The organism is Ignatzschineria ureiclastica, assembly GCF_003121845.1.
In the GTDB taxonomy this organism is placed as follows: Bacteria; Pseudomonadota; Gammaproteobacteria; order Cardiobacteriales; family Wohlfahrtiimonadaceae; genus Ignatzschineria; species Ignatzschineria ureiclastica.
In genome coordinates this window covers 184256-200667 of the sequence record NZ_QEWQ01000003.1, presented here as the reverse complement: position 1 = coordinate 200667, position 16412 = coordinate 184256, and the positions used below count along the sequence as shown (strand labels likewise).

General features: G+C 42.0%; 15 protein-coding genes and 1 riboswitch. Of the genes, 9 read left to right on the top strand and 6 right to left on the bottom strand.

The annotated features are described in order from the left end of the window. Positions 1–110 precede the first annotated feature (110 nt). From DC083_RS04830 to DC083_RS04810, 6 genes are all read right to left on the bottom strand, one after another. A complete protein-coding gene (locus DC083_RS04830) occupies positions 111–740 on the bottom strand; it encodes a ComF family protein (RefSeq protein ID WP_109189114.1) in 630 nt (209 codons plus the stop codon). Positions 741–1258: 518 nt separating this feature from the next. Further along, on the bottom strand, positions 1259–1402 hold the full coding sequence (locus DC083_RS10370) for a hypothetical protein (RefSeq protein WP_420843998.1): 144 nt from the start codon (positions 1400–1402) through the stop codon (positions 1259–1261). Positions 1403–1866: 464 nt separating this feature from the next. Continuing rightward, complete coding sequence (locus DC083_RS04825; RefSeq protein WP_109189113.1) at positions 1867–2343, bottom strand: hypothetical protein; 477 nt, start codon at positions 2341–2343, stop codon at positions 1867–1869. Between the two features lie 62 nt (positions 2344–2405). Next, on the bottom strand, positions 2406–2996 hold the full coding sequence (locus DC083_RS04820) for a hypothetical protein (RefSeq protein ID WP_109189112.1): 591 nt from the start codon (positions 2994–2996) through the stop codon (positions 2406–2408). A 422-nt stretch (positions 2997–3418) separates the two neighbouring features. Then, positions 3419–4750 (bottom strand): NADP-specific glutamate dehydrogenase, encoded by a 1332-nt coding sequence (gene gdhA / locus DC083_RS04815; protein WP_109189111.1) that lies wholly within the window; start codon positions 4748–4750, stop codon positions 3419–3421. A 580-nt stretch (positions 4751–5330) separates the two neighbouring features. Then, positions 5331–6725, bottom strand: a complete 1395-nt coding sequence (locus DC083_RS04810) for an NAD-dependent succinate-semialdehyde dehydrogenase (protein WP_109189110.1) — start codon at positions 6723–6725, stop codon at positions 5331–5333. A gap of 339 nt (positions 6726–7064) precedes the next feature. On the opposite strand from DC083_RS04810, the gene DC083_RS04805 reads away from it, so the two are divergent. The 9 genes from DC083_RS04805 to DC083_RS04765 all read left to right on the top strand — a co-directional run bounded on the left by DC083_RS04805 (position 7065) and on the right by DC083_RS04765 (position 16341). After that, complete coding sequence (locus DC083_RS04805; RefSeq protein ID WP_229822471.1) at positions 7065–7742, top strand: ankyrin repeat domain-containing protein; 678 nt, start codon at positions 7065–7067, stop codon at positions 7740–7742. A gap of 218 nt (positions 7743–7960) precedes the next feature. Then, positions 7961–8851, top strand: coding sequence for a KPN_02809 family neutral zinc metallopeptidase (gene ypfJ / locus DC083_RS04800; RefSeq protein WP_109189108.1), 891 nt, complete (start codon positions 7961–7963; stop codon positions 8849–8851). Positions 8852–9031: 180 nt separating this feature from the next. Further along, complete coding sequence (ispB, locus tag DC083_RS04795) at positions 9032–10006, top strand: octaprenyl diphosphate synthase (protein WP_109189107.1); 975 nt, start codon at positions 9032–9034, stop codon at positions 10004–10006. A 491-nt stretch (positions 10007–10497) separates the two neighbouring features. After that, positions 10498–11550, top strand: coding sequence for a zinc ribbon domain-containing protein (locus DC083_RS04790; protein ID WP_109189106.1), 1053 nt, complete (start codon positions 10498–10500; stop codon positions 11548–11550). A 393-nt stretch (positions 11551–11943) separates the two neighbouring features. After that, the gene (locus DC083_RS04785; protein ID WP_109189105.1) at positions 11944–13068 is read left to right on the top strand and encodes a sodium-potassium/proton antiporter ChaA; all 1125 of its coding nucleotides are present in this window, start codon (positions 11944–11946) and stop codon (positions 13066–13068) included. A 276-nt stretch (positions 13069–13344) separates the two neighbouring features. Further along, a riboswitch (TPP riboswitch) is annotated at positions 13345–13453 on the top strand. Between the two features lie 54 nt (positions 13454–13507). After that, positions 13508–14221, top strand: coding sequence for a thiamine phosphate synthase (locus DC083_RS04780; RefSeq protein WP_109189104.1), 714 nt, complete (start codon positions 13508–13510; stop codon positions 14219–14221). Beyond that, positions 14211–14456, top strand: coding sequence for a sulfur carrier protein ThiS (gene thiS / locus DC083_RS04775; RefSeq protein ID WP_229822469.1), 246 nt, complete (start codon positions 14211–14213; stop codon positions 14454–14456). Before DC083_RS04780 ends, thiS begins: the two co-directional genes overlap by 11 nt. A 1-nt stretch (position 14457) precedes the next feature. Beyond that, entirely contained in the window at positions 14458–15228 is a 771-nt protein-coding gene (locus tag DC083_RS04770) for a thiazole synthase (RefSeq protein ID WP_109189103.1), read from the top strand. A gap of 27 nt (positions 15229–15255) precedes the next feature. Beyond that, positions 15256–16341, top strand: coding sequence for a ThiF family adenylyltransferase (locus DC083_RS04765; protein ID WP_229822467.1), 1086 nt, complete (start codon positions 15256–15258; stop codon positions 16339–16341). Positions 16342–16412: the final 71 nt, after the last annotated feature.

Genomic DNA, 16412 nt, shown 5'->3' with positions numbered 1-16412 from the left:
GTTTGAATGAATCATTGAGTGATATTTAAAGGATATAAATGAAAGGGGCTGATCTAAATTAGCCCCTTTCATTTATAAAAAAACAAGTAATTACCAATTATTGTTAAAAATCACGCAGCATGCGGGTAATGATATCTATCCGGAGTACGTACTATATTTTGAGGACGAGCCATGGTGTTGCGATGATAGCTTTCCGCTAATGCAAAGAAATAACATTCTACATTAGGGTTCGCTTCACGTAAGGCGCGATGAACTTCTTGCGCTGTAGTTCGGCTTGTTACAACATCATCAATTACTAAAATCCGCATGGGCTCAGTAGAATGATGAGGTAGTGCAACACTATATGTGCCATGAATATGTGCGAAACGTTCTGCACGAGATCCTAAAGAGGCCGTTTTAGGCGTCAATGGTTTTGTGAACCAATCATAATGAAAAGGAATACCCGTTTTATTGGCTAATTGCATCGCAACTCGATGTAAGGGATGATTCGCTTCCGCATACATCTCGTCATGACCTAAAATACGTACAATGCCTGTAAGGTTCAGATTGTTCAATACAATAAATTCAAGCAGGCGAAGTACAAATAATGATTCTAACTCAGGGCGTAACCCTGATTTCATATCAAGAAGATCCCGGCTAAAGTTATCATGTAGATCACTTTTTTTGGGATAGTAGGTAAAGGAAGTACCGGCCTTTCTATAAGACGCAATATTTAAAGCACGAACTCGATTCATTGTCATACTGCATCTCCTATCTAACGATTGATTAATAATCTTGATTAACTGATAGCTAATGTACGTTAATAGTAGGCAGAAAAGATAAAGTACAAATTTGCCAATCAGTAAAATGCGATAGGATAAAAATTTTATAAAATAAGTAAGGCTGTTATAATGACCGAGATTCATTGATAAATGACCGATGTGAAAAATGTCTCAGGATAGGGATCGTATATGTTATCCAATGTCATCTTTTGTAAATTTGTAAAGATTGGAAATGGTTATTGTAACTTATTGAAATATAAGGTTAAATTTTAATGGTGCGGTCAGAATCATGCCCTGTTTGAAAAGGGATTAAGACGATGTGCGCTTCTGTTACTTTAGGCTTTTTACTGTCAGAATCATGCCCTGTTTGAAAAGGGATTAAGACGGTAACCTTTAGGTCACCCTTAAACTTATTATGTTGTCAGAATCATGCCCTGTTTGAAAAGGGATTAAGACATAATTATGGAACTGAGATACATAGTCCCAATAGGTCAGAATCATGCCCTGTTTGAAAAGGGATTAAGACCGATAGCATCAGTTTGTAACTTCTGCTCACGGCGGTCAGAATCATGCCCTGTTTGAAAAGGGATTAAGACCCAATGACGTGCGAACACGTCACCCCAGAATTCAGTCAGAATCATGCCCTGTTTGAAAAGGGATTGAGATAAAAAGAAAGCCATCATAAGTTTAATTATGATGGCTTTTTGTTGTCTGAAATAAGAAAATTAACCGCATCGCCGGGGCGAATGATCTCATTCTTTTAGCAATCGTGTGCCGGCAGTTGTGGCGCTTTCGCGCCGGGGAATCTCTTAAGTTTCGGGATTTGCTTCATTGCCGAGTGATTGAGAATCATTCATCTGCGGGCGCTCGGTTGCTCTGGAGTTGCAAGCATTCTCTCCCGCCGGACATCGACTTTTCATTAGAATGAAAAATTCTTAAAAATTTTCCTACATCTCAAAAGTGGGTACTATCTTTCTGGTTATAAATGTTCCATAAGAAAATTAACCGCATCGCCGGGGAGAATGATCTCATTCTTTTAGCAATCGTGTGCCGGCAGTTGTGGCGCTTTCGCGCCGGAGAATCTCTTAGATACTGGAAAGCTCAATTACTCTAACAGTTTCAAGGGAGAATCTTGAGGAGGGGAGAGTTGCTGATAGAGTTTCGACATCTGAATGTTCTGCTGCTGTTGCTGATCTTGTAACATTCCGCGAATCTCTCGGATCGTATTATTGTACTCTCGCATCACTTCCACTGGCATATTCGCCATCTGTGCAATCACCTGAGTGAGTGATTGGAGCAGTTCTCGAGTGGAATGATAAATATGACGGTTCTGTTTCGCTATGAGTGAAAATTGTTTCTCAAAATAGTGTCGCTCATTTTGTAGTCGCGTAAGTGCAATATCTCGCTCGGCATCAATACGATGCATCATTACATTGGCTTGGGACTGTACACGATGGATCTCAAGATCAATTTCTTTAATTTTGACTCGATACTCCGCAATTTTGCTAATTGATTCAACAATGTTCAATGTGGCAGGAAGAGTAGAGGCAACAACAGGAGCCACTTTCAATATCGGTAACATAAAAACTCCTTAAAATTAGATGAAAGAGAGATCAAAAAAATGGGTAGATGAGGCGAACAATTTTAATATTGAATAAATGTATGAGCAGCACGAGACTCAGTTCTTGTTTCTAAACGAGCATACCAAGCACGCCCCTCTTCACCGGTATCACGAATTTGCTCTTTAAGTCGACTTGTTGCACGATTGAGCATCTGTACCTGAGCATAAAACTCATCTTTCTGTGAACTATAGCGTTTGAGATCTTCATAGAATTGATCAATTGTCTCTTTATAGAGCGCCATTTTTTCAAAAATCTCATGACGTTCTTTTTTATGGCAACGGTTCAACTCGGCTTTTAAAGTATTCCGCACACTTTTAGCCTGATGGATCGCCTCACGAAGTCCATTAATGGCAACTCGACAATTCTTTAAGAGCTGATAGGCCTCATTTCCCACTTGCACACTACGATAATGCTCATTCACAAGGGATTTATATTGTAAATAGTTTTGTGAGCGAGCAGCATGTTCGCGTAAACGGCGAGTCTGGTAATCAATTTCATCCGAAAGCGCAACACGACGACTATTCCATTCTCGCTCTGCTGCTTGACTCTCTGCACTTAAAAATAATGCCGCTACACCGACAACCGCACCAACACCTACTAATAATGGAATCATAGTGTGCTCCTTTGAAATTGATTAAGACTTGAATTGATAAGCCTATTGTAGAGAAATTCAAAAGAGTATTGAGAAATGACAAATTTGCAGTTCTCATCAAAAAATAAACAGAAATATGGTTGAGATGACAACTGACTTATTTTCAGAACAACTGTATTAAGTAAAATAAGATAATGAGATCGGTTCAAAATAAGCCTATTTAACTGCATGTATATAGATTGTAAGAAGCAAAGAATCCGTTCTATCTGATATTTTGTAAGCGTAATTTAGTAAGGTTTTAGGTTTGTTTTTGAACATCTCCTCTAGAGGCTTAAAAGCTATTTTTCTTAGACCAAATTTACTAAAAACCCCATAAGGCACTAAAAACAGAAGTCCTTATGAGGTTTTAGATCTTTATTGTATCTATAAACAGCTAGTTAGAGTTACAAAACACCTTGGGCGAGCATTGCATCTGCGACTTTTACAAAGCCGGCGATGTTAGCGCCTTGAATATAGTTGGTCTGTTTCGCTTCGCCGCCAAATTCAACGCAGTGATTATGGATATCTAACATAATGCGGTGTAAATAGCGATCGACTTTTTCAGCATCCCAAGACATACGAGCTGCATTTTGTGCCATTTCCAAACCGGATGTAGCCACACCGCCGGCATTCGCGGCTTTTCCTGGTGCAAATAAGACACCGGCTTCAACGAAAAGCTCTGTAGCGGGAATCGTTGTGGGCATATTCGCGCCTTCAGCCACGACTTTGACCCCATTTTTGATCAACATTTGTGCTGCTTCTACATCTAACTCATTTTGAGTTGCACAGGGAAGGGCAATATCAACAGGCACACACCAAGGTTGTTGATCCGCTAAATAAGTTAAGCCAAGCTCTTTTGCGTAAGCTTCTACACGTCCATAATTATTTTTGATCTCTTCTAAACGAGCAAGTTTTTCGGGGGTAAAGCCCTCTTCATCGACTACCGTACCGTTAGAGTCAGAAGCGGTAATGACTTTCGCCCCCATTTCCATCGATTTTTGAATCGTATATAGCGCAACGTTGCCGGAACCCGATACAGAAACCCGCATTCCCTCAAAGCCTAATCCATGGCGCTGTAGCATTGCATTGGTGAAATAGACAAGGCCATAACCTGTTGCTTCTGGACGAATTAAGCTTCCACCGAAAGAGAGCCCTTTGCCGGTAAAGACACAGGAAGTATCATTAGATAGCTTTTTCATCATACCGGTCATAAAGCCCACTTCACGCCCACCAACGCCGATATCACCTGCGGGGACATCGGTATTTGCGCCTAAATGACGATATAATTCGGTCATTAAGGCTTGGCAGAAACGCATTACTTCGCCATAACTTTTTCCTTTAGGATCAAAGTCAGAGCCACCTTTCCCGCCGCCCATTGGCAATTTGGTCAAGGCATTTTTTAATGTCTGCTCAAAGCCTAGGAATTTAAGAATAGAGAGATTCACTGAAGGGTGAAAACGCATACCGCCTTTAAATGGGCCGATTGCAGAGCTATATTGCACGCGCCAAGCTCTATTGACCTGTACTTTACCTTGATCATCTACCCAGCAGACACGAAATTGAATCACTCTTTCTGGTTCTACGAAGCGTTCAAGAAGTGCTTGATCCCGATATTTAGGGTTATTTTCTAAGAATGGCCAAAGTGAGGTAAATACTTCACGGACCGCTTGTAAAAACTCTGGTTGTAGGGGATCTCTTTTTTGGACAGTTTCTAAAAATGACGATAATGAGCGCATCGTCTCCCTCCTTTTATATTGTGTGGTAATACTCTTTACTTCCTTATTGTGAGAATTTTAGGAAATATGAGAATGATGAGTATTTGCTTGTTAATTATTGTTTTTATTGAGCAACTACCCATTGAATATACCATTGGTTTTAGGTTAAATTTCAAGCTTTTTTTGCTTTAATGCCTCAAAAAAATGGAGTGATACCTTGTGAAAAAGCATTTTATGGGCATCGATAACCGCGAGTTTTTTGCGTAGGATATTCAGTTTTTACTAAATTGAGCCAATAAGTTGTCTAATTGATCAAGGGACGTGTGAACTTGTGAACAGAATCACAGATAGAGCAGAGATCGATAATCTATAGTAAATTGGGTTTAAGACAGATATTTTTTAAGTAGTTCGTGTGGAACTTTAAAAGAATGGGGAAGGTTGATATCGTTGATGATTGTTGAGCGTACGAAGAGATAAAAACACCCCAAAAGTAATGTTTAACTTCTGAGGTGCGGTTCTCTATTGAGGCGATTTTTTGAGATCATTGGATGATTTGATCTTTGTGACCCGCCTCTTCTTTATGATCGAGTAACGCAAAACATTACGCTTTCACATTCCCAATCGAAAGATATTTTGTTTCAAGGTAAGGTTCAATACCCTCAGATCCCCCTTCGTTACCAATACCGCTCTCTTTGAGGCCACCGAATGGCGCTTGGGCAGTACTTGGTAAACCATCATTCCAACCGAGAATACCAAAAGTGAGGTTCTCTTGGCAGTAGATACCTGTTTGATAATTGTTGGTAAAGAAGTAAGCCGCTAGGCCAAAAGGCGTACTATTAGCAATCTCGATTGCTTCCTCAATGGTTTTAAAGGCGATAATGGGCGCCACCGGACCAAAGGTCTCTTCTTGCATAATATTCATATCAAGGGTGACATTCGCAAGTACCGTAGGATTGATAAAGTAGAATCCTTTCTCGTCGTCAAAATGGGTCGTACCGCCGGCAAGGACTTTTGCCCCTTTCGCTTTGGCATCTTCAATTTGTGCCACCACTTTTTGGAAACCTTTTTGATTAATGAGAGGCCCTACATCAACGCCTTCTTCTAAACCATTGCCGACTTTGAGCGCTGTAGTCGCTTTAGCAAATTTCTCACTAAATTCGGCTAATACATTTTCATGGACTAGGAAGCGATTGGCACAAACACAAGTTTGACCGGCATTGCGGAATTTGGAAGCGATTGCTTGCGTGACAGTGTAGTCGATATCGGCATCTTCACAAACGATAAAAGGTGCATGACCGCCTAGCTCCATAGAGACATGTTTAACGCTATCAGCACTCTCTTTCATCAGTAATTTACCCACAGGTGTTGAACCGGTAAAGGTGATCTTCCGCACATAAGGACTGGCTGTGAATAGTGGGCCAATATCAGCCCCCTTACCATTGACAATCTGAATGACATCTTCAGGAATCCCCGCTTCATGGGCAAGCTCCACTAAGCGAATCATCGTTAGCGGCGTATCTTCCGCTGGTTTAACAATAAAGGTACAACCCGTAGCGAGGGCAGGACCTGCTTTACGGGTCATCATCGCTGCCGGGAAGTTCCAAGGGGTAATCGCGGCCACTAATCCCACACCTTGTCGAGTGACTAATAGGCGCTTATGGGGGTTACTTGCGGGAATGGTTCGGCCGTAGATGCGTTTTGCTTCTTCTGCATACCAAGTAAGGTAACTCTTGGCATATAGCACTTCTCCTTGTGATTCTTTGAGCGGCTTCCCATTCTCTTTGGTCATAATCTCCGCTAACTCATCTTGATGCTGCATAATAAGTTCCGCCCACTTTTCAAGTAGGGCTGCGCGTTCGTAAGCATCTGTTTTACTAAAATGTTTAAAAGCTTCAGCGCCTTTTTCTAATTTGGCATTCACAACTTCAGCGCTATCGGCTTTGACGGTGGCAAGAATTTCGCCGGTAGCTGGATTTTTAACAATAATATCGCTCATATTTTCTCCTCTAACTCTTTAATTTTATCGCTATCTTTTAAATCCCTAAAGTCTGAAATCACTTCATATTAGGGAATGATATCGTATTCATTGTAGAACAAAATAATCATTTTTTGTGCGGTTAAATAGGATTATTTTATTTATATTCTTTATTTGATATCGCACCCTCATTTTGATTTTAGAGTGATGGTTGTTAACTATTTGTTTTATAAGTGTGTAATATTGGTTAAGCACGATGGATACTTTCATTATTATTCGATGTTAATACGTTTGTCATAGCCTAATGTGTGATATTTTGTTATTAGTTCAAAATTAAAATTAGAATTAAGAGAGGAGATTATGAGAAGGGTCAAACAGTTAATGGCAAAATGGTTACTATTAGGAGGGATTGTTTTGGTGCTCGGACAGATGGCAGGTTATGCCAAAGGTGAGAGTAATCTACATCAAGCCGTACTGGATAATGATGTGGTGGCAGTTGCGCAATTAGTGGCAGAAGGGGCTTCTTTAGAGGCTCGGGATTTTCAAGCGCGTACACCGTTGATGATTGCCACTCAAAAAAATAACCCTGAGATTGCCAAGATCTTAATTGAAGCCGGGGCAGATGTGAATGCGAAAGATGCGATTCAAGATACGCCGTATCTCTTAGCAGGCGCACAAGGCTATAATGAGATCTTACTATTGACGTTAGCGCATGGTGCGAATTTAAAAGATACGAATCGTTATGGAGGGAATACGATTATTCCCGCAGCCGAAAAAGGCCATCCGGAAACGGTGAAAATCCTTTTGAAAGCCGGCGTTGACCCTAATCATGTGAATAATTTAGGTTGGACTGCGTTATTAGAGGCGGTTCTATTGGGGAATGGTTCAGCACTTTATGCCGACATTATTGAAATTTTATTAGAGGGCGGCGCAGATCCTAATATTCCTGATAATAAAGGCGTGACTGCACTAACGTACGCGAAAAATAGAGGATTTACCAATATTGTAACGGTACTTGAGCGTTATGGCGCGAAGTAGCATTTGATCTTGCATGTAAAGCAATAAGATCGTGGCAGTTAGAACGAGAGAATAAGAGTGCCGTAAGGCGCTCTTTTTTTGTCGTAGAGAAAACGGCATAATAGATGACGATTCAACCATGTTGATCGAAAGTAAAGCTTACTAACGAAATTCTACTAATGAGATTTTACTAATGAAACTCTACTAATGAACCCCTATTAACAAGAGAGATAGATGCGATGCGCTGGGAAAATGAGAGACGAAGTCAAAATATCGAAGATCGCCGAGGAGATGTTCGTAGTTCCCGAGGACGGGCGATGGGGGCTGGTATTCCCATTCCCCTGAAAGGTAAAGCCGGAATTGTGGTGCTATTAGTCGTGTTAGCTGGCGGTTATTTTGGGCTAGATTTAACGCCGTTACTCGAAGGAGAGATGCCGGGCGGGCAGACAATAGAGCGACAAACAGCAGGACAATCTTATACGCCTACGCAAGAAGAGCAAGAGATGGCAGACTTTACGGCGGTCGCCTTAGCAAAAACAGAAGATCTCTGGCGCGCTCAATTTAATGCGCAAGGGATGCAATATCGAGAACCCACATTGGTTATCTATAATGGAAGTACAGGAACTGCTTGTGGTTATGGACAGGCGGCAATGGGGCCTTTCTACTGTCCTGCCGATGAGAAAGTCTATTTGGATCTCAGTTTCTATAATGATATGAAACGCAATCTAGGTGGAGGCGGTGATTTTGCCCAAGGCTATGTCATTGCCCACGAAATCGGTCATCACGTGCAGAATCTTCTTGGGATTTCGACTAAGGTTCGAGAGTTGCAATCAAAGGCTAAGAGTAAAGCCGAGGCGAATCGTCTTTCGGTGCAGTTAGAGTTACAAGCAGATTGTTTGGCCGGTATTTGGGGCAGGTCAGTGCAACATCAAAATCTCTTAGAAGCCGGAGATGTGGAAAAAGCGATGAGAACAGCCGCCGCAATTGGTGATGATCGTCTACAGAAAGAAGCGCGGGGTGTAGTGGTGCCCGATAGCTTCACTCACGGTACATCACAACAACGGCAACAGTGGTTTATGCGCGGTTTTAAGAGTGGCGATCTCAACGCTTGTAATACCTTTGCGCAATAATGAAGTGTGATAATGGGGCATTATTGGATGATTGCCATAAAAGAAGTCTTATAAAAGAAGTCCCATAAAAGAACCCCCATTTATCATAAATTCATTTATAATAAGGAAAGTTTTGGTTTAATTGAAATTCATTAAAACTGATTGAAATTTCTTATTTTGAGAATGTAAGGTATCTAAACAATGTCAATAGAAGCAGTTCAAGCGCTTGCAAAAGATGATTTTTCCGCGGTTAATCAGAAGATTTTAAGTGCGCTTCATTCCGATGTCGTCTTGATTAATCAAGTCGGGCAATATATCGTCTCTTCAGGGGGCAAACGTCTACGTCCTTTAATCACGTTACTTGCGGCAAGAGCTGCGGGCTACGATGGCGATGGACACATTACTGCGGCCACATTGATTGAGTTTATCCATACGGCAACTTTACTACACGATGATGTGGTCGATCACTCTGATATGCGTCGTGGACGGGAGACTGCCAATGAGCTTTGGGGGAATGAAGCGGCTGTTTTAGTCGGTGACTTTATCTATACCCGTTCATTTCAGATGATGGTCAGCCTCAAGTCGATGCCGATTATGAATATTCTCTCGGATGCGACCAATATTATTGCCGAGGGGGAAGTGATGCAGCTGATGAATATCGGCGATCCTGATACCACCGAAGAGAATTATATGAATGTCATCTATTCCAAAACGGCTAAACTTTTTGAAGCTTCCGGTGCTGTAGCGGGAATTTTAGCAAGAGAAGCCGGCGGTGCTGATTATGAAACGGCGCTCGCGACTTACGGTATGTATTTAGGAACCGCTTTCCAATTAGTGGATGATATCTTAGATTACTCGGCAAGTGCGGCGGAGATGGGCAAAAATACCGGCGATGATCTTGCGGAGGGAAAACCCACATTACCGCTCATATATGCGATGCGCGTAGGAACAGCGGAAGAGGCGGAGTTGATTCAAGATGCGCTTGTGAATGCCGATATCTCTAAATTAGAGACGATTTTAAAAGTTGTCGCGCGTACAGAATCACTGGAATATACCCATCAAATGGCAGTGAAACAGGCGGATCTTGCGGTGGCAGCATTAGCCCCATTGCCGGATTCCCCTTATAAAGAAGCATTAAAAACATTAGCTTACTATGCAGTTGAACGGAAGTTCTAAGGGCGTTTAAAAGGGCTAATCCCTAATGATGGGGAAAGTGAAGCAGTGAAGTGATGTAGTAAAGCGATACAGTGAACGTTAGAATTGAGCGTTAGGGTTGAATTTTCGAATTAAATCTCGGAAGAAGTCTGATTGAATAAGAGAATTTTTAACGGAAATTCATAGAGTTGCTACAATAGTGATATTCAAGCATATCACATCAACTGATGACGAAGAGATGGCGATCTGAAGATGGTCATCTCTTTTTTAATATATTCATTATCAATAGCGTGATGAGCGCGTTCCATATAGTAAATTTGGTTGGAGAAAAATATTTTTAAATAGCGATTATGGGATTGCAAAAGAACATAACACCGTATTAAACAACACTTGCAAGATGCCGGATAGAACAGCATTCTCGCTTCTTACGGCTGATGCGCCGGCATTTAAATAAGCTTATTTTGAACCGATATTACTGCACATTGACTATTTTAAGATGACAAGGATGAATGATGAGTCGATCAAAACGCAGAACAGAGAAATGGTTAAATCGTTTACTATGGATTGTGGCGATTCTATTCGCCTTTTTCTTAACCGGCATTGGTGAGCGTGTGATTAGCGATCTGCCGGCAGTGACAGAGCGGTTAGAGGTTGAGGATTTCTATCAAGAGCCTGATTATAGTCAGTTATTAGCCCAAAACAATCAATTAGAGGAACAATTGAATGCGCAGAAACTTGTCAAAAACGGGGCCGCAGAGGCTTTAACGATCGCCCAATTAGCCTATAGTAATGAGAAAGAGATCTTTGAGAATTGGCTGAAAACGCGGGAAGCGACCTTAGATCCGCAGCGAGATCCTGAGTTAATGACTCGAACCGAAGCCTTAGAAGCAAGTCGGAATCGGATTGGGGCGCTTGAACGAGAGAATCTCTCGGCACAGAAAGATTGGCAAGCCCTTTTGAATAAGCGAGAAGCGTTATTGCAAAAAGTCAACACGCTCACAGATCAAGCTTGGGAGCGCTATTATCAGGCTGATCGGCGACAGGTTCTACAGATTTTCCTCATTCGATTAGCGGTCACTTTACCGCTCTTAGTGATTGCCGGCTATCTCTTTGTGAAGCGCCGGAACGGTCGCTATTGGCCTTTTAGCTGGGGTTTCATCTTCTTTGCGCTCTTTGCCTTTTTCTTTGAATTAGTGCCCTACCTTCCAAGCTATGGGGGGTATGTGCGCTTTAGTGTGGGCTTGATCCTGACATTCTTAGGCGGTTACTATGCGATTCGCACGCTCAATCGTTATCGAGAAAAACAGCGACAAGAGGAATCGGCGAGCGATGTGGAGCGCCGGAAAACACTTAATTATAGCTTTGTATTACAACGGCTTGATAAATCACTCTGTCCCTCTTGTGAAAGAGGCATAAATTATCGTGATCCCTCAATTGACTATTGCCCGCATTGTGGTATTACTCTCTATAAAAGATGTCCTACTTGTCATATCCGTAAAAATGCTTTTCTCAATTTCTGCCCCACTTGCGGTACTAAGGAAGCAGAACAAGTCACCAATGAGTAGGGGGAAGAGTAAAGTCTCTCAAAGAGTAGAGTAATCCAAAAGCACATTGAACAATGAATCAAGCCATATAGCTTTAGCAGATGCTCGATAAAAGATTGACTTTTAGAGGAGTTTGAAGGATTGCGATGATCTGATAATAGCAGTATGAAATGAATAGTATAGAGCTGATATTTCGGTCGGTTTTCGATGTCAATGGATGTAAAATATGGCACTTTATTGTCAAAAAACGTATAAAAAATAGCAATTTAGCGATAAAAAAAGTAAAATAAAGCGCCAAGTTGATAATTAATAGTTATCGTCAGATATTTAAAGTGATCAACTAGGAGATCTTCATCTGTCAAGGGCACCATTGCCTACGATAGTTTATACCACTTAACAGATAAGGAGATATTAATGGGATTAATTGATGGTCAAAAATATAAAGGAACTCGACATAAGGAGTATGCGGTTATACTCGCTATAGCTGTCATCTGTTTTGATCTTTTCTTTGGTTCAACCCAATCTACAGCATTTCTCTTTGTGATCAATATTATCTCCTTGATCGCAATTCTCTATAGTGCATTCAGTGTGGTACGTCACGCCGACGTTTTTGCCCACCGTCTTGGAGAACCTTACGGCTCTCTGATTTTAAGTCTTTCAGTGGTTATTCTGGAAGTGAGCTTAATTACCGTTGTTATGTCATCAAGCCCAGGGCCCGGTCCTGATGGAATCGATCCTTATGCCACCTTGATGCGTGATACGCTCTACTCATTGATTATGCTTGTAATCAGTGGATTTGTGGGGATCTCACTACTGATTGGCGGTAAAAAGTTTAAAACACAACACGTTAACCTTGCCGGTGTTACCCAATATACTACGGCGATTATTCCACTTGTTTTAGTGGTACTGATTCTGCCAAGCTTCTTAGAGGGTGGAAGTTATAGTAATGGTCAACTGATTTTCGTTGCGCTTTTATCTGCGGTACTTTATGCCGTATTCTTAGTAATTCAAACGAAAACACATCAAAGCCTCTTTATCTATGATGATGAAGACCAAGATGAGAACCATAAAGGGATGCCGTCTCCGTACTCCAATACTTGGCACGGTATTTGGTTGATTGTTCACTTAGTATCCGTTGTTGCCGTAACAAAAGTGGATTCAGCGCCACTTGAGTCTCTACTTGCAAACCTCAATGCCCCTAAAGCGTTAACCGGTTTGATCGTCGCGATTCTGATCTTCGCACCGGAGGGATTAGGTGCTATTCGGGCGGTATTGAATAACAACCTGCAACGAGCGATCAATATGTATTTCGGTTCGGTGCTTGCCACGATTTCATTAACCGTTCCAGCGGTTGCGATTATCTCGCTCTTTACCGGTAGCCAAATTATTCTAGGCTTGCCGATTACCGATGTGATTCTCGTGAGTGGTTTGTTTGTACTTTGCCAAGCGACATTTGATAGCGGACGCACCAATCAAGTTGATGGGGTTGCGCACTTAGTGATCTTCTTCGCTTACCTAATGTTACTGCTCGGTAGTTAAGAAAATTTATCGATTGGTATGAGAGTACCGATGATATAGCAGTACCATTAAAGCATTTAGTGAAGCGATATTCTGAAAGGGATATCGCTTTTTTGTTGCCTCTATCTTCAGAAAAGAGAGTTGCCCATTGTTAGAAGATCTTCTATACTCGATGAGATTCAGCACGATATTGATCGTGTTATAAATAGAATGACAAGCAGAATGATAAATTGTGCGTTGTGCGTTGTACGTTGATAGGTAGAGGATACCTTTTTTATCAGTGCTATAGCGCAGAGAATATTCCCCTAGAGGTGCTGTTATGAACAGCTGAGATCGAAGTGATACTTCGGGACTCTTAGAACCTGATCTAGTTAATACTAGCGGAGGAAAGTGGCGAATAATCGATAGGCAGAATCCCTCTGCACGTCGATTATGATCTTATCTCCGCAAGGGAGAGAAGATGTTACAGTCCTTACAGTTACACGCAGTCACTCGAGATATCCCAACAATTGCTGATCAAGCATTGGTGGCGCATATTGTTGCGCTCTCGCCGTATGTGGATGCAATTCAACTACGGGAAAAATCTCGCTCCCCTAAAGCACTTGCGCTATTGATTGAACGGCTATTACAGGCAGATGTTCCTGCGGATAAATTCATTATCAATGATCGTGCCGATATTGCGTTGGCCTTTGGCATTCAGAAAGTCCATTTAACTGAGCAGAGCTTGCCTTTAAGTCGATTAGAAGCTGCTTTTCCCACCTTGCAGTGGGGGCGCTCGTTTCATTCCGTCAATGCTGTAGAAAAGCAACTTTCTCATTATGACTATGGATATTTAGGGCACATTTTCCCCACAGAAGCGAAAGAGTATGCGCCATTAGGCGTTGATTATCTGCAATTAGCCTATGAGGCCATCAATGCAGAATGTCGCCTCAATGGAGGGAATAAGGCCTCTGCCGGCAAACTAATTGCTATTGGCGGCATCAATCTTGGCAATGTTGAAAGCCTATTCCCCTTTGCCGATGGTATCGCCTTGATGTCGACTCTATTTCCCTTGAGAGATTACCGCTTAGATACCGATCAAGCCGTTCGACAAGCCGCACAATTTCAGCAGATTTTGACGAAGAAAGAAGAGAGAGAAAAGAGAGATAAAAGGAGCGATAACGATGATACCTAAAAATGCAATTGCCGAGGATATGAATAAGATCACGATTCAAGTGAATGGTGAGTCGATACATGTTACAGCAGATGTGAAGTCGGTGGCAGATCTGATTGAGAAGCTCAATCTTTCACATCGGCGATTTTTTATTATTGAGAAAAACAGGGCAGTCATTTCCCCGGAGAATTACCAGGTAGAAACAGTTTCTGCCGATGATTGTTTTGAAATAGTCCATTTTGTAGGAGGTGGTTAAGATGACTTTAAAAATAGGAAACTTTGAATTTAACTCTCGGCTCTTTTTAGGCACAGGGAAATATCGCAACTTTGAGGAGCAGAAAGGGGCAGTGGAAGCGAGTGAAACGGAAGTTTTAACCTTTGCTGTTCGACGTATGAATATCTTCGATGAGAATCAGCCTGATCTATTAGAAGCGCTCGATTTAAGCCGTTATAAATTATTGCCAAATACTGCCGGCGCTTATACCGCAGAAGAGGCAGTACGCACCGCAAAGCTTGCCCACGCGTCAGGGCTCTGCGATATGATCAAGGTGGAGGTGATTGGTTGTCAAAAAACCTTACTGCCCGATCCTATTGAGACCTTGAAAGCTACAGAAATTCTACTCAATGAGGGAATGACCGTTTTAGTCTATACCTCGGATGATGTGGTATTAGCACGCAAATTGCAAGCGATGGGTTGCCACGCCATTATGCCGGGCGCTTCCCCTATTGGTAGCGGCCTTGGGATTATTAATCCGGTCAATTTACATCATATTATCGAGCAAGCAACGGTTCCTGTAATTGTCGATGCCGGTTTAGGAAGCCCGAAGGATGTGGCTTTTGCAATGGAATTAGGCGCTGATGGTGTTTTGATGAATAGTGCAGTGGCTTATAGCGAAGATCCTATTAAGATGAGCCGAGCAATGAAACTTGCGGTAGAGGCAGGGCGGTTAGGCTATGAAGCGAAACGAATGCCGGCAAAATTAACGGCTACAGCAAGTAGCCCTTTAACGGGCTTGCTCACAAGTTAGAGATGGATGATTAAAAGAGGGAATCTTGTGGATAGAGTGGAGCAACATTCTGTTTTGACAGAAGTAGAAGCGGTACGATATAGCCGATTAATGCGGTTTCATCGCATTGGTGAATCGGGTTTAAGGCGATTTCGGCAAGCGAAAGTGGTGATTATCGGTTGTGGCGCATTAGGAGCACAACACGCAGAAACTTTAACACGCGCCGGTTTTGGTCATTTAACCTTGATTGATCGAGATTTTGTAGAGTATTCCAATCTACAGCGGCAAACGCTCTTTACCGAAGCAGATGCTAAGCAAGCCTTACCAAAAGTGATCGCTCTTAAAAATCATCTTCTACGCATTAATCCCTCAGTTGAGATTACAACGCATTTAATGGATGTGGCTAGCGATAATATTGAAAGGTTGATCGCCGGCCACGATCTGCTGTTAGATGGAACGGATCATCTCTCGTTAAGGCTCTTGATCAATGATGCCTGCTATAAGTTAGCTATTCCTTGGATTTTTGGTTCAGCTTTAGAGAGTTATGGAATGAGCTATAATTTTAATATCCCGGCAGATAATAAGCTAAAAAAGAAGCTCCCCTGTCTTCGCTGTCTATCGGATTATCTACCGTTAGATACGCAAGATAGTTGTAGTTCTGTCGGCGTTATTCAGCCTATTTTGCAGATCATTTCCGGGATTCAAACAACGGAAGCGATGAAGTTATTGATCGATCCTACGGCATTGAGAAACACCCTTTTGACAATTGATCTATGGCCTTTTCATCAACAAAATATCGCCATTGAATCTCTCAAAAAGTCCGATTGCCCAACCTGTGGCGATCATCCCTCTTATCCTGCACTCAATCGCCCTAAGCGCAAAGTGCAAAAGCTCTGTGGCGAGGGAACGGTGATGATTCGAGAGGAGAATCCCCTTGATCTTGAGATGCTCAAAGTTGCCCTTGATAAAGATAAAATCAGTTATCAATACAATGCTTATTTTCTCAATATTCATCTAGCACAACATCGTATTATTCTCTTCGCCGATGGTCGAGGAATTGTCTATGGTGCACGGGATGAAGTAGAGGCGTTAGGGGTTTATGAGGGAATAATGAAACATTACGCAAAGTTATGATAAGGTAAGGGATCTATGCTCGGTGCAGGCGTCAGGATTGTTACTTATTTGCATGTTTAGTTCAGGATTCA

Bases quoted from the DNA above. Each gene is read 5' to 3' on its own strand.
- DC083_RS04830 (WP_109189114.1), bottom strand. From the start codon at position 740: ATGACAATGAATCGAGTTCGTGCTTTAAATATTGCGTCTTATAGAAAG.
- DC083_RS10370 (WP_420843998.1), bottom strand. From the start codon at position 1,402: ATGATTCTGACTGAATTCTGGGGTGACGTGTTCGCACGTCATTGGGTC.
- DC083_RS04825 (WP_109189113.1), bottom strand. From the start codon at position 2,343: ATGTTACCGATATTGAAAGTGGCTCCTGTTGTTGCCTCTACTCTTCCT.
- DC083_RS04820 (WP_109189112.1), bottom strand. From the start codon at position 2,996: ATGATTCCATTATTAGTAGGTGTTGGTGCGGTTGTCGGTGTAGCGGCA.
- gdhA (WP_109189111.1), bottom strand. From the start codon at position 4,750: ATGCGCTCATTATCGTCATTTTTAGAAACTGTCCAAAAAAGAGATCCC.
- DC083_RS04810 (WP_109189110.1), bottom strand. From the start codon at position 6,725: ATGAGCGATATTATTGTTAAAAATCCAGCTACCGGCGAAATTCTTGCC.
- DC083_RS04805 (WP_229822471.1), top strand. From the start codon at position 7,065: ATGAGAAGGGTCAAACAGTTAATGGCAAAATGGTTACTATTAGGAGGG.
- ypfJ (WP_109189108.1), top strand. From the start codon at position 7,961: ATGCGCTGGGAAAATGAGAGACGAAGTCAAAATATCGAAGATCGCCGA.
- ispB (WP_109189107.1), top strand. From the start codon at position 9,032: ATGTCAATAGAAGCAGTTCAAGCGCTTGCAAAAGATGATTTTTCCGCG.
- DC083_RS04790 (WP_109189106.1), top strand. From the start codon at position 10,498: ATGAGTCGATCAAAACGCAGAACAGAGAAATGGTTAAATCGTTTACTA.
- DC083_RS04785 (WP_109189105.1), top strand. From the start codon at position 11,944: ATGGGATTAATTGATGGTCAAAAATATAAAGGAACTCGACATAAGGAG.
- DC083_RS04780 (WP_109189104.1), top strand. From the start codon at position 13,508: ATGTTACAGTCCTTACAGTTACACGCAGTCACTCGAGATATCCCAACA.
- thiS (WP_229822469.1), top strand. From the start codon at position 14,211: ATGATACCTAAAAATGCAATTGCCGAGGATATGAATAAGATCACGATT.
- DC083_RS04770 (WP_109189103.1), top strand. From the start codon at position 14,458: ATGACTTTAAAAATAGGAAACTTTGAATTTAACTCTCGGCTCTTTTTA.